Source organism: Saccharothrix syringae (assembly GCF_009498035.1).
GTDB lineage: Bacteria > Actinomycetota > Actinomycetes > Mycobacteriales > Pseudonocardiaceae > Actinosynnema > Actinosynnema syringae.
The window spans coordinates 9,834,772-9,847,369 of record NZ_CP034550.1 but is presented as its reverse complement, the minus strand read 5'-3'; the positions used below and the strand labels follow the sequence as shown (position 1 = coordinate 9,847,369).

Annotated in this window: 13 protein-coding genes and 1 pseudogene; 6 read left to right on the top strand and 8 right to left on the bottom strand. The window is 73.1% G+C overall.

Features of this window, described 5'->3' with window-relative positions:
- Positions 1-36 precede the first annotated feature (36 nt).
- The gene (locus tag EKG83_RS41520) at positions 37-603 is read right to left on the bottom strand and encodes an RICIN domain-containing protein (protein ID WP_033432841.1); all 567 of its coding nucleotides are present in this window, start codon (positions 601-603) and stop codon (positions 37-39) included.
- A gap of 31 nt (positions 604-634) precedes the next feature.
- Positions 635-1,732, bottom strand: a complete 1,098-nt coding sequence (locus EKG83_RS41515; RefSeq protein ID WP_033432840.1) for a hemopexin repeat-containing protein — start codon at positions 1,730-1,732, stop codon at positions 635-637.
- Positions 1,733-2,273: 541 nt separating this feature from the next.
- Between EKG83_RS41515 and EKG83_RS41510 the strand changes: the two genes are divergently transcribed.
- Genes EKG83_RS41510 through mgrA form a run of 3 tightly spaced genes read left to right on the top strand, consistent with a single transcriptional unit; the run spans position 2,274 to position 6,531 of the window.
- Positions 2,274-4,712, top strand: coding sequence for a glycoside hydrolase family 2 protein (locus EKG83_RS41510; protein WP_033432839.1), 2,439 nt, complete (start codon positions 2,274-2,276; stop codon positions 4,710-4,712).
- Entirely contained in the window at positions 4,709-5,542 is an 834-nt protein-coding gene (locus EKG83_RS41505; protein ID WP_211269164.1) for a LacI family DNA-binding transcriptional regulator, read from the top strand. Before EKG83_RS41510 ends, EKG83_RS41505 begins: the two co-directional genes overlap by 4 nt.
- 8 nt (positions 5,543-5,550) lie before the next feature.
- The gene (mgrA, locus tag EKG83_RS41500; protein ID WP_033432837.1) at positions 5,551-6,531 is read left to right on the top strand and encodes an L-glyceraldehyde 3-phosphate reductase; all 981 of its coding nucleotides are present in this window, start codon (positions 5,551-5,553) and stop codon (positions 6,529-6,531) included.
- A gap of 69 nt (positions 6,532-6,600) precedes the next feature.
- Here mgrA and EKG83_RS41495 read toward each other — a convergent pair.
- A pseudogene (locus tag EKG83_RS41495) lies at positions 6,601-6,846 on the bottom strand (pectate lyase); the annotation flags it as partial.
- A 148-nt stretch (positions 6,847-6,994) separates the two neighbouring features.
- Between EKG83_RS41495 and EKG83_RS41490 the strand changes: the two are divergent.
- Both EKG83_RS41490 and manA read left to right on the top strand, forming a co-directional pair.
- On the top strand, positions 6,995-7,981 hold the full coding sequence (locus EKG83_RS41490; protein ID WP_051766328.1) for an ROK family protein: 987 nt from the start codon (positions 6,995-6,997) through the stop codon (positions 7,979-7,981).
- Position 7,982: 1 nt separating this feature from the next.
- Complete coding sequence (manA, locus tag EKG83_RS41485; protein ID WP_228122399.1) at positions 7,983-9,089, top strand: mannose-6-phosphate isomerase, class I; 1,107 nt, start codon at positions 7,983-7,985, stop codon at positions 9,087-9,089.
- Between the two features lie 52 nt (positions 9,090-9,141).
- Here the strand turns inward: manA and EKG83_RS41480 are convergent, their stop codons facing one another.
- The 3 genes from EKG83_RS41480 to EKG83_RS41470 all read right to left on the bottom strand — a co-directional run bounded on the left by EKG83_RS41480 (position 9,142) and on the right by EKG83_RS41470 (position 11,204).
- Entirely contained in the window at positions 9,142-9,813 is a 672-nt protein-coding gene (locus tag EKG83_RS41480) for a lytic polysaccharide monooxygenase auxiliary activity family 9 protein (RefSeq protein ID WP_033432836.1), read from the bottom strand.
- Positions 9,814-9,966: 153 nt separating this feature from the next.
- Positions 9,967-10,374 (bottom strand): nucleoside deaminase, encoded by a 408-nt coding sequence (locus EKG83_RS41475; RefSeq protein ID WP_033432835.1) that lies wholly within the window; start codon positions 10,372-10,374, stop codon positions 9,967-9,969.
- Positions 10,371-11,204 carry a TIGR03619 family F420-dependent LLM class oxidoreductase gene (locus tag EKG83_RS41470; RefSeq protein WP_033432834.1) on the bottom strand — a complete coding sequence of 278 codons (834 nt, stop codon included), beginning with the start codon at positions 11,202-11,204 and terminating at the stop codon, positions 10,371-10,373. Before EKG83_RS41470 ends, EKG83_RS41475 begins: the two co-directional genes overlap by 4 nt.
- Before the next feature lie 93 nt (positions 11,205-11,297).
- On the opposite strand from EKG83_RS41470, the gene EKG83_RS41465 reads away from it, so the two are divergent.
- The gene (locus EKG83_RS41465) at positions 11,298-11,753 is read left to right on the top strand and encodes an Lrp/AsnC family transcriptional regulator (RefSeq protein WP_033432833.1); all 456 of its coding nucleotides are present in this window, start codon (positions 11,298-11,300) and stop codon (positions 11,751-11,753) included.
- Between the two features lie 5 nt (positions 11,754-11,758).
- On the opposite strand, the gene EKG83_RS41460 is transcribed toward EKG83_RS41465, so the two are convergent.
- Positions 11,759-12,007: a hypothetical protein gene (locus EKG83_RS41460; protein ID WP_033432832.1), complete on the bottom strand. Its 249-nt coding sequence runs from the start codon at positions 12,005-12,007 to the stop codon at positions 11,759-11,761.
- A 162-nt stretch (positions 12,008-12,169) separates the two neighbouring features.
- Positions 12,170-12,517 carry an RNA polymerase sigma factor gene (locus EKG83_RS41455; protein WP_051766327.1) on the bottom strand — a complete coding sequence of 116 codons (348 nt, stop codon included), beginning with the start codon at positions 12,515-12,517 and terminating at the stop codon, positions 12,170-12,172.
- Positions 12,518-12,598 lie beyond the last annotated feature (81 nt).

Here is a 12,598-nt window from a genome sequence, read left to right as displayed (position 1 = left end):
ACCGGTCTCGCGGCCGGTGGGCCGGTCTCCCGGGGCTCAGAGGAGCGTGAACGTCCAGGTGTAGGCGGGCGCGAGGGGGTTGACCGGTGCGTCGACGCCGAGCGCCTGCCCGAGGTCGACGGCCGCGGTCGACAGCACCGCGGAGGGGGTGTTGTACGGCTTGACCGCGTAGACGCCCCCGGCCGCGACGACGTACCGCTCCCATTTCTGGCCGGGGAGGGCGTTGTCGCACGCCCGCATGGCGAGGGCGTAGCCGAACAGGCCGGCTTGGGACTCGAAGCACAGGCCGGGGTTGCTCAGGGCGTGGATCTGCTTGGTCAGCAGGTCGTAGACCAGCTGCTGGCCCGTGTCGAGGGTGGCGCAGTTGTTGCGGATCGCGACCCAGAAGCTCCGCACGTACTCGACGTCGGCGCACCCGCCCTGGGAGGTGAGCAGCTTGAACGTGCCGGTCGGCAGGTCGTCCGCGCGTGCGGTCGGCGCGACGGCGACCGTGCCCGCCAGGGCGAGCACGAGCGTGGCCGCGCACGCCGCGAGGCGGTGGGCCGGGCGGGCACCGGCGCCGGCCGCCCGTCCGGCACCCTTCGGTGCGGTCTCGGTGTTCATCGTGGGCTCCTCCGTCCGGCTTGTCCCGGAGTCAGGTGATGGTGATGTCGACGGTGACGCTGCCGTCGTCGGCGGACACGGTGTAGGAGCCGTTGCCGGAGAAGTCCTTGGTGCTGCGGGCGAGGAAGTCGTCGCCGCTGAGCAGGTCGTACTCGTCGACCCAGAAACCGACGCTCGCGATGTCGGCCGCGGTGAAGGGCAGGTTCATGGTCGCGGCGGCGGTGCTGCGGGCCGGGGTGGAGTTGCCCTGGTTCTGCTGGGTCCAGATCCGGAAGTGGCGGCCGTCCTTGAGGTTCAGGCTGATCGAGCCGTAGGGGTTGGGGTCCGTCTCGCCGGGGTTGTTGAAGTGGAACCTGAACTCGGCGCGTGCCTTGACCTGCGGGAAGGGCGGGGCGGCCTTGGTCGAGGCGTAGTCGGTGCCCTTGAGCCCGTACCAGAGGTCACCGATGGGGCGGGCGTCGGTCAGCGGCTTCCACTCGTCGAGGTCGAAGTGCAGGACCTTGTCGCCCTTGACGAAGTAGCACTGCCGCTTGTTGGGGCCGCCCAGGGCCACCGGGGGGATGATGCGGTACACCACCGCGTCGAGGTCCCGGTCGAAGCCCGCGGCCCGCAGGCCGGGCCACTTGTCCCCGATGCTGAACGGGCCCCCGGACACCCGGTCGGCGCGCGGGTCGTAGGTGATGTACTTGTCGCCCTTGAAGAACAGGTAGGTGTCCTCGAAGATCGACATGCCGGCGTCGCGGTGGTCCAGGAAGGCGGCGTCGATGTCCCGGTCGAACCCGGCGTCCTTCATGCCCGGCCACCACTGGCCGATGTCGAGGGGGCCGTAGATGATCTGCTCGTTCTGGAAGTCGTAGCGCACGTACTGGTCGCCCTTGAAGATGTAGATGTACTCCTGCTCGGGCGGCGGCACGAGCCTCGTGGGGTCCGGGCGGTAGGAGAACGGGACGGCGGCGTCGATCGCGTCGGCGAACTGGGTGTCGCGCAGGCCGGGCCAGCCCGCGTCGATGCCCCGCGGACCGACGCGGATGACGTTGTCGGTGAGGCTGTAGGACACGTACTGGTTCCCGAGGAACATGTAGGTGTCCCACTTGAGTTGGGATCGGCTCAGGACGGCCTGGATGGTCATGGTTGCTCCCGGTGTCGAAGCACCGCCGAAGGTGGTTTTTCGAAACAATGGCCCGCATATTCGGGCGGAAACCAAGGTAGCACCGGGCGGAACGGCGTTATAAGCAACCATAAGGGTGAAGCAAAAAAGTGCGAGGAAGTCTCGGGTTGGCCTGTCGTGCGGTGCTCTTCACCAGGGAGTATGCTCTGCCGGCCCTTGGCGCGGTGGCGCGATTATTACGCCCGAGAAGGTATTGCGACGGCATTCCGCACATGTGCGGAATGCCGTCTTGGCGCCCTTCTGAATAATCGGTTCCAGGTGACGTGGGATCGGTGGGCGCGGGTGGCCGTGGCGGATTCCCCATTTCCGGTCGGGGCCCGGCGGCGCCCAGGGGTCGCACCGGGGTCGCCGGGGTGCCGCCTCGGCCCGGGTCGTGCGGTCCGCCCGCGCCCGCCCCGCCGGGGCGAAGCTCGTTGACTTACTTTAGTTGCTGGCGTAAGAATCGCCGTAGTTGTTGGCACACGGCAGAAACCCACCGGCCGCCACCGGGAGAAGAGGAACGATGAACCGCAGGACTCTGCACGACGGGTGGCGACTGAGCGCGGTGGGCGGGCCGGTGCCCGACGACCTCGCGGTGCGGCACGTCCCCGCCGAGGTGCCCGGCAGCACCCACCTCGACCTGCTCGCCGCCGGCCTCGTCCCCGAGCCGTACCTGGACTCCAACGAAACCGCGCTGGCGTGGATGCACCGCGTCGACTGGCGCTACGAGACGACCTTCGACGCCGAGGCCGCCCGGCCCGGCGAGTCGGTCGAGCTGGCCTTCGACGGCCTGGACACCGTCGCCGAGGTGGAGTTGAACGGCGCGCTGCTCGGCCGGACCGCCAACATGTTCCGCTCCTACCGCTTCGACGTGCGCGAGCACCTGCGCGACGGCGCCAACGAGCTGGTGGTCACCTTCCGCTCGGCCCTCGCCTACGCCGAGGAGCAGGAGCGGGCACTCGGCCGCCGCCCGCGCGCCTACCCGCACCCGATGAACGCGATCCGCAAGATGGCCTGCTCGTTCGGCTGGGACTGGGGCCCCGACCTCCAGACCGCCGGCATCTGGAAGCCGGTGCGGTTGGAGCGCTGGGCCACCGCGCGCCTGGCGGCGGTCCGCCCGCTGGTGACCGTGGTGGACGGCACCGGGCGGGTCGAGGTGCACGTGGAGGTCGACCGCGCCGACGACGCCGAGCTGACCGCGGTCGCGACCGTGGGCGGGGTCGAGGGCACCGCGCGGGTCGACGGGACCACGGCCGTGGTCACCGTGGAGGTGCCGGACGTCGAGCTGTGGTGGCCCGTCGGCCACGGCGCGCAGCCCCTGTACGACCTGGACGTCGTCCTCAAGGCGGACGAGGAGGTGGACCGGACCTCGCGCCGCGTCGGGTTCCGCACGATCACCGTGGACACCGAGCCCGACGAGGTCGGCAGCCCGTTCACCTTCGTGGTCAACGGGACGCGGATCTTCGCCAAGGGCGCCAACTGGATCCCGGACGACCACTTCCTCACTCGGATCACGCGTGACCGGCTCGCGCGCCGGGTGGACCAGGCCGTCGCGGCGAACATGAACATGCTGCGCGTCTGGGGTGGCGGCATCTACGAGTCGGACGACTTCTACGACGTGTGCGACGAGCGCGGCGTGCTGGTCTGGCAGGACTTCCTGTTCGCCTGCGCCGCCTACGCCGAGGACGCCCCGCTGTGGGAGGAGGTGGAGGCCGAGGCCCGGGAGAACGTCACCCGGCTGGTCTCGCACCCGTCCCTGGCGCTGTGGAACGGCAACAACGAGAACGTCTGGGGCTTCGCCGACTGGGGCTGGGCCGAGGAGCTGGCCGGCCGCACCTGGGGCCTGGGCTACTACACCGACCTGCTGCCCCGCGTCGTCGCCGAGCTCGACCCCACCCGGCACTACTCGCCCGGCAGCCCGTACAGCCCCGGCCGGGAGCACCCCAACGCCGAGACCCACGGCACCCGCCACGAGTGGGAGGTCTGGAACCGGGTCGACTACACCCACTACCGCGACCACGCGCCGCGGTTCTGCTCGGAGTTCGGCTTCCAGGGCCCGCCCACCTGGGCGACCCTGACCAAGTGGGTGCACGACGAGCCGATGACGCCGACCTCGCCCGCGTTCCTGCTGCACCAGAAGGCCGAGGACGGCAACGGCAAGCTCGACCGCGGCCTGGCGCCGCACCTGCCCGCGCCCGAGGCGTTCGAGGACTGGCACTGGGCGACCCAGCTCAACCAGGCCCGCGCGGTCGCCTTCGGCGTCGAGCACTTCCGCTCGCACTGGCCGCGCACCGCGGGCGCCCTGGTCTGGCAGCTCAACGACTGCTGGCCGGTCACCTCGTGGGCCGCCGTGGACGGTGAGGAGCGGCCGAAACCGCTGTACTACGCCCTGCGGCACGCCTTCGCGCCGCGGCTGCTGACCGTCCAGCCGCGGGACGGCCGGGACGCGCTGGTCGCGGTCAACGACACCGACGAGACCTGGTCCGGCGAGGTCGCGCTGTCCCGGCAGACCTTCGCGGGCGAGGAGCTGGCGGCGGTTAGACTCCCGCTCGACGTGCCGGCGCGGTCGGTGACGACGCTGGAGCTGGCGGACGAGCTGCTGTCGCCCGCGGACCCGAAGGGGGAGGTGCTGGTGGCGACCACGGCCGACGCGCGCGCCGCGCACCTGTTCCGGGAGGACCTGGAGCTGGCCTACGACCCCGAGCCGCTGACCACGCGCGTCGAGCGGGTCGACGGCGGCTACCGGGTCGACGTGACCGCGACGTCCTTCGCCCGCGACGTGACCCTGCTGGCCGACCGGGTCGCCGGGGACGCCGAGGTGGACGACGCCCTGGTGACGCTGACCGCGGGCGAGACCCACTCGTTCCTGGTGCGCACCGCCGCGACGCCGGCCGACCCGGACGAGCTGGTCGGGCCGCTGGTGCTGCGCAGCGCCAACGGCCTGTGCGCGGTGCGGGCGTGACCACCGGCTCCGTCGGCCTGGTCCTGGCCCGCCCCGCGCGGCTGCTGGGCGCGGAGCCGTTCTTCATGGAGTTCATCGCGGGCATCGAGGAGCGGCTGGCCGAGGACGACCGCTCCGTCCTGCTGCACGTGGTGGGCGCCCAGGACGCCGAGATCGCCGCCTACCGCAGGTGGGCGGCGGGGTCGGTGGTCGACGCGGTGGTGGTGGTCAACCGCACCGCGGACGACCAGCGGCCGCGGGTGCTGCGGGAACTCGGCCTGCCCGCGCTCTACGTGGGCGAGCCCGACGAGCTGGCCGTGCCCGCGGTGCGCAGCGACGACGCGGGTCCGGTGCGCGAGGCGCTGGCCTACCTGCTGGAGCTGGGCCACCGCCGCGTCGCGCGGGTCAGCGGGCCGGAAACCCTGCTGCACACCCGGGCCCGCACGGCGGCCCTGCTGGCGGGCTGCGCCGAGGCGGGCATCGAACCGGTGGTGCTGGAGGGCGACTACTCGGAGGAGACGGGCGCCAAGCTCACCGCGGCGCTGCTCGCCGCCGACGAGCCGCCCACCGCGATCCTCTACGACAACGACGTGATGGCCGTGGCCGGCCTGAACGTGGCCAAGGAACTGGGCGTCGCCGTGCCCGGGCAGCTCAGCCTGGTGGCGTGGGACGACTCCTCGCTGTGCCGGCTGGCCACGCCCGCGCTCACCACGATGAGCGTGGACGTGCACCAGTTCGGCGTCACCGTGGCGGAGTCGGTGCTGGAGCTGGTCGGCGGGCAGCCCGTCGCCGAGCGCTGGTCGCCGACCGCCACGCTCGTCCCGCGCCAGAGCACCGCACCGACCAGCTGAGGAAACCCATGACCCACCAGGCCGCCGGAGCGCGGTACGACGCCATGCCCTACCGCCGCTCCGGCCGCAGCGGGCTCAGGCTGCCCGCCGTGTCGCTGGGCCTGTGGCACAACTTCGGCCACGACCGCGACCTCGACCGCCAGCGCGCGATCCTGCGCCGCGCCTTCGACCTGGGCGTGACGCACTTCGACCTGGCCAACAACTACGGGCCGCCGCCCGGCAGCGCCGAGGAGAACTTCGGGCGGATCTTCGCCCGGGACTTCACCCCGTACCGGGACGAGATCCTGGTGTCCACCAAGGCCGGGTACTACATGTGGGAGGGCCCCTACGGCGAGTGGGGCTCGCGCAAGTACCTGGTCAGCTCGCTGGACCAGTCGCTCAGGCGCACGGGCCTGGACTACGTGGACATCTTCTACCACCACCGGCCGGACCCGGACACGCCCATCGAGGAGACCATGGCCGCGCTGGACCACGTGGTCCGGCAGGGCAAGGCGCTCTACGTCGGGATCTCCAACTACTCGGCCGAGCAGACGCTGGCAGCCGCCGCCGTGCTGCGCGAGCTGGGCACGCCGCTGCTGATCCACCAGCCGTCCTACTCGATGTTCAACCGCTGGGTCGAGGACGGGCTGCTGGCGGCGCTGGAGCAGGTCGGCGCGGGCAGCATCGCGTTCTCGCCGCTGGCGCAGGGCGTGCTGACCGACCGCTACCTCAACGGCATCCCGGAGGGGTCGCGGGCGGCGGGCTCCTCGCCGTTCCTCGACGCGGGCAGGCTCGACGAGGGGACGCTGGCGCGGGTGCGGGCGCTCAACGACATCGCGGGGGAGCGCGGGCAGACGCTGGCGCAGATGGCGATCGCGTGGGTGCTGCGCAACGTCACCTCGGCGCTGATCGGCGCGTCCAGTGTGGAGCAGTTGGAGGACAACGTCGCGGCCACCGCGAAGTTGGAGTTCGACGAGGCGGAGCTGGCGGAGATCGAGAAGCACTTGTGAGCGGTGCGGGGTCAGCCGCGCGGTGTCGTCGTAGTTGGTGTCGATGCCGACCACGTTCTTGCCGGGCGCGAACACCGTGACGTCGTCCACCACGACGTGGCGGGCGTACCGGGTGGAGCGGTTGCCGCACGGGCGGTAGAGCTTGCCTGAGTCGTCGACCTGGAAGTTGCGGATGTACGTGGTGCCCGGCCCGTTGTGCTGGGGCGCCTCGTCCGCCGCCTTGCGGGCGCAGCCGCCGCAGAACCGCTTAAGCCCGCCGTTGGGAAAGGGGAACGCGCTGCCCGCCGCGAACGTGGTCGTTCGTCGGGTGAACAAGGTGTTCTTCCTGTTGTCGGGTGCGGCGGCGGTCCGCTCCGGTCCGTCTCAAGTGGACCTTAAGACCGGTGTGCCAATCCTCGCCCGCGTCGTTCGGGGGTGTCAACACCCCTTGACCGGACTTTGCTTAACCGCTTAACTAAGTCCCATGGAGCACACGTCCGAGCCGGTCGCGCTCGCCGTCGACATCGGCGGCACCAAGCTCGCGGCGGCACTGGTCGGGCCGGGCGGCACCGTGGTCGCCCGCCGCGCCGCGCCCACGCCCGCCGGGAACGCCGAGGACGTGTGGGCGGCCCTGGCGGCCGTGCTGGTCGACCTGCTCGACCTGGCCGCCGCGGCCGGGCGCGAGGTCACCGGCGCGGGCATCGCCTCGGCCGCGCCGATGGACCTGCGCACGGGCGTGGTCAGCCCGGTGAACATCCCCGGCTGGCGCGACTTCCCCGTCACCGCGCGGGTCGGCGCGCTGGTGCCCGGCCGCCCGGTGCGGCTCGGCGGCGACGCGCTGTGCATGGCGCTGGCCGAGTACCACCACGGCACCGGGCGCGGCAGCGGGTGCCTGCTCGGCATGGTGGTGTCCACCGGCGTCGGCGGCGGGTTCGTGCTCGACGGGCGGCCGCTGTTCGGGGTGACGGGCAACGCGGGGCACGTCGGGCACTTCGTGATCGACCCGGCCGGGCCGCCCTGCGGGTGCGGTGCGCACGGGTGCGCGGAGGCGGTGGCCAGCGGGCCGTCGATGGTCCGCTGGGCGCTGGAGCGGGGGTGGCGGCCGCCGGGCGGGACGGCGGACGGCGTCGCGCTCGCCGCGTCGGCCCGCGCGGGCGACCCGGTGGCGCTGGCGGCGTTCCGGCGCTGCGGTGAGGCGGTGGCGCGGGTCGTCACGGTGGCGGCGGCGCTGTGCGAGGTCGACCGGGTGGTGATCGGCGGCGGGGTGGCGCAGGCGTGGGACCTGCTGGGACCCGCCGTGGTCGAGCCGCTGGCCGACTACCCGGGGCTGGCGTTCATGCGGCGGGTGGAGGTGCGGCCGGCGGTGCTGGGGGTGGACTCGGGGCTGATCGGCGCGGCGGCGCTGCTGGTGGACGAGCGGCTGCCGGTGGAGCCGCTGCCCGTGGGCGAACCCGCGCCGGCGGTGATCTGACGTGGGCGTGCGCAGGTTGGACCCGGTCGTCCGGGAGTACCACTGGGGTTCGCGGACCGCGCTGGCCGAGCTGCGCGGCGAGCCGTCGCCGAGCCCGGTGCCGCAGGCGGAGCTGTGGGTCGGCGCGCACCCCGACGACCCGTCGCGGCTGCGCGACGGCGGCGTGCCGCTGGACCTCCACCTGGCGGCGAACCCGGCCGGGCTGCTGGGGCCTTCGAGCCTGGCCGCGTTCGGGCCCCGGCTGCCGTTCCTGCTCAAGGTGCTGGCGGTGGACTCGCCGCTGTCGCTCCAGGTGCACCCGGACCGGGAGCGGGCGGTGCTGGGGTTCGCCGAGCGCGGCTACCGCGACGACCGGCCCAAGCCCGAGGTGCTGGTGGCGCTGACGGAGTTCGAGACCCTGTCCGGTTTCCGCGCGCCCGCCGAGGCGGTGGCGCTGCTCGACGCCCTGGACGTGCCCGGTCTCGCGCCGCTGCGGGCGGAGCTGGTGGCCGGGCGGACCCGGCACGCGCTGCGCTGGGCGCTGACCGGGGCGGGCGGGCTGGTCGCGGAGGTGGCCGGGGCGGCGGCGCGGGTGCCCGCGCTGGCGCACGTGGCCGGGTTGGCGCGGGCGTACCCGGGTGACCCGGGCGTGGTGGCGGCGCTGCTGCTCAACGCGGTGTGGCTGCGGCCCGGCCAGGCGGTCCACGTCGGTGCGGGGGTGCTGCACGCGCACCTGCGCGGCGTCGGCGTGGAGCTGATGGCCAACTCCGACAACGTGGTGCGGGCGGGCCTGACCACCAAGGCGGTCGACGTGCCGGCGGTGCTGGAGCTGGTGGACCCGCGCAGCGGGCCGGCGGACGTGCTCGACGGCGTGGTGGACGGTCCACTGAGGACCTATCCGACGCCGGAACCGGAGTTCCGGCTGCACGAGGTGCGGCCGGGGGCGGTGCTGCCCGGTGGCGGGCCGCAGCTGCTGCTGTGCGTGGAGGGGGACGTCGAGGTGGAGCGGGACGGTGAGCGGGTCGTGCTGGCGGGCGGTGAGCCGGTCTTCCTGCCGCACGGCGCGACCGCGACCCGGGTCGCCGGCACCGGCCGGGCGTTCTGGGCGACGGTGAACCCCGACCGGTGACCACGTCCGGGCGCGGCGTGCAGGTGGACCGCCGCGCCCGGACGTGCCGGTGTCACTGGAAGTTCACGTCACTGCACAGGTAGTACGCCTGGTCCATGTGGCTGGCCTGCCAGATCGTGAAGACGACGTGCCGACCGGTCCGGCTGCCCGCGTTCACCTGGGCCTGGTACAGGCCGGTGGTGCCGTAGCGGCCGGTGGTGGTCACCAGCTCCAGGTCGCTCCAGCGCAGCGGCGTGTTGGCGGTGTCGACGCCCTGGCGGGTGATGTAGATCCGCAGGTAGTCGGCGCCGTGCTTGGCCTGGTCGGTGATCGTCAGGGTGAACTGGCGCGGCTTGGTGGTGGTGTTCCACGCACCCACGGTGTCCAGCGCGCGGTAGCGGCCGCTCTCGGCCAGGCCGCCGCTGCACAGCTGGCCGTTCGGCAGCGCGCCCTGGTGGTTGCCGCCCACGCCGTTGCGGTACAGGCCGTTCCAGTTCCACATGGCGTTCGGGTCGGCCTTCCACGCCTGCGCGCACATCGGGTCGGTCTGACCCATGTTCGGGTTCAGGTGGTCGCTGCCCCAGCGCTGCCAGCAGCCGTAGTTGCGCGACGGCGGGTCGGTGACGGAGCCGTGGGCGCTCGCCACGCTCGTGGTGCTCACCAGGGTGACCAGGGTGGCGGCGAGGACCGCCAAGACCGAGGTGAAGACGCCGATGACCGAACGGAGACCGCGTCTGGTGGTCATGTGTGTCCTCCGCGTTGAGGATTAACCGACTGTCGGACTGGGAGCGCTCCCAGTTCCCAAGGTAGCGAAGCCGGCACAATCTGTGAACCCCATGCGACGGTAAAGGACATCCCCGCGGTCAAAGGGTTCCAACGGCCCAGAGGTCTGCTCCGGTCAGGCGTAGTAGCCCTTGACCACGGCGCTCGCCTCGTCGTGGAGGTCGGGCCCCTCCTGCGGCACGGGCGCGAAACCGCCACCCGGCTTCAGCGCGTTCAACTGCTCCGTCGACAGCGCGAAGACCACCCGCCCCAGCCCCGACCGCTCGATCGCGCCCGCGCACATGCCGCACGGCTGGCAGCTGGTGAACATGGTGGTGCGCGCGGCCACCTCCGGTGCCAGCTCGCGGGCCGCCCACCGGGCCAGCTTCAGCTCCGGGTGCGCGGTGATGTCGTTGTCGGACAACGAGGTGTTGCGCTCCTCGGCCAGCACCTCGCCGTCCGGGCCGACCAGCAGCGACCCGAACGGCGGGTTGCCGCCCGCCCGCGCCTCCGCGGCCAGCTCGATCGCCCTGCGCAAGCTCATCGGAACTCCTTCCGCACGGTCGCCAGCGCCTGCCAGGCGACCTCGGGGTGTGCCGTCTCGGCGGGGTCGCCGACGAACGGGTCCAGCACGACCGACTCCGCGCCGCGGTCGCGCAGCCAGGCCAGGTCGTCGAGCACCTGGGCCGGCGTGCCCTCGCCCAGCAGGCGGTCCGGGCCGGCGTCGGTCGGGGTCAGGTGCAGCAGGATGCGCGGCGCCAGCGCGGGCACCGGCCGCTGCTCGCGCCCGGCGATGTCGGTCAACCGCCTCGTCGCGTCCTCGAACTGTTGGCGGCTCAGCCGCAGGCCGTGCCACGCGTCGCCCAGCCGCACGCTCCGGCGCAGCGCCGCGTCCGAGTGCCCGCCGACCCAGACCGGCACCGACCCGGACCGGTAGTCGGCCTGGTCCGCCCACGCCGACCGCAGGGTCCGCAGGCCCGCGTCGGTGAGCCGGCCGCGTTCGCCGAACGGCACGCCCAGCGCCTCGTACTCCTGGCGCGCCCACCCGACGCCGACGCCCAGCACGAACCGGCCGCCCGACAGCTCCGCCAGGTTCGCCGCCATGCGCGCCACCAGCAGCGGGTGCCGGTAGGGCAGCACCAGGACGGTGGTGCCCAGGGTGATCCGCGAGGTGACGCCGGCCAGCCAGGACAGCGCGGTGAACGGCTCGTAGAACGGGGCCGGGTACTGCTCGGCCACGTCGGCGGTGACCGCCACGTGGTCGGACACCATCAGCAGGTCGAAGCCCAGGCCCTCGACGGTCAGGGCCCAGCGGCGCAGCACCTCCGGCGACGTGCCGGGGCCGAAGTTGGGGACGTTCACACCCAGTCTCACGGGATCAAGGCTATGGATCTTGGACGTGATTCTGAAGGGACTCTTCCCGGTCTGGAGGGCTTCGGGCCGTGGATTCCACGGTAATGTGGGCCGGTGACCGCGAACCTCGACCCGACCGACTGGGCCATCCTGGCCGAGCTGCAGCGCGACGGCCGGATCGCGCTCACCGAGCTGGGCCGCCGGGTGAACCTCAGCGCCTCGGCCACCACCGAGCGGGTGCGGCGCCTGGAGGCCGAGGGCGTCATCACCGGCTACCGCGCCGAGGTCGACCTGGGCAGGGCGGGGTACGCGGTGCTGGCGGTGGTGCGCCTGAAGTACCCGGGCAACCGGCACGAACCGCTGCACGCGCTGCTCGCCGAGCGCGCCGAGGTGCTGGAGTGCCTGCGCACCACCGGCGACGACTGCTACACGCTCAAGGTCGCGGCCACCTCGATGGCGCACCTGGAGCGGGTGGTCGACGAGCTGATGGCGTTCGGCAGCACCACCACCAACATCGTCTACAGCCAGACCCTGCCCTACCGGGGCGTGGCGCCGGCCGCGCCCCGGTAGGGAGTTCACCGCCGGGGCCGCGCGGGCTCGCACTTCGCCGGGTCGGTCTCGTGCCGGCCGTGGACGACCACGCCGGCCGGGCTCGCCCAGCAGCGGGTGGGGTGGGTGAGGTCCGCGCCGCGGTAGCGGGCCGGCTCGGTGCCCGCGGCGTCGAACGCGACCAGGTCGCCCACGTCGGGGTCGGCCGGTGCGGTGAAGTCCGACGGGTACTCGATGCGCGCGACGAACGTGCCGTTGGCGACCGTCGCCTCCACCGACCGGTCGAGCCGGGTGGAGCACGGCGCTGCGGGCGATGTGCGCGGCGTCGACGCAGCCGCGTTCGACCTCGGTCACGCGCTGCGGGGACGGGCCGGGGAACACGGGGCCGGTCGGCGTGCCGGTACGGGGGGAGGTCCCGCTCCGGGGGAGGGTGGTGTTCATCGGTCCTCCGTGGGCATCGCGGCGGGCATCACGGAGGTCGTCGCGGTGACGGCCGGCGGGCCCAGCCCGCGGGTCGGCCGCGCCTTGGCCTTGCTGACCCGGGCCCGCACGCTCACCCCGGCGATGCCGAGCACGGCGGCGGCGTCCGCGTAGGACACGCCCGACCACACGCACAGCGCCAGGGCCTCCCGCTCGTTGCGCGGCAGCTCCTCCACCGCGGCCGGCAGCACGGCCATCCGCCGCTGGTCGTCGACGCGCTCGGCCACGTGGTCGGGGACGGGCGCCTCGGCCGGGACCCGCCGGACCAGCCGCAGCCGCCGGGCGGCGGTGCGGCGGCGGCCCACGACGCGGTCAGCCGGAAGCAGTGGTTGTGGACCACCTTGGGGTGCCGGTCGAACAGCACGCCGAACGCGTGCCCGCCCCCG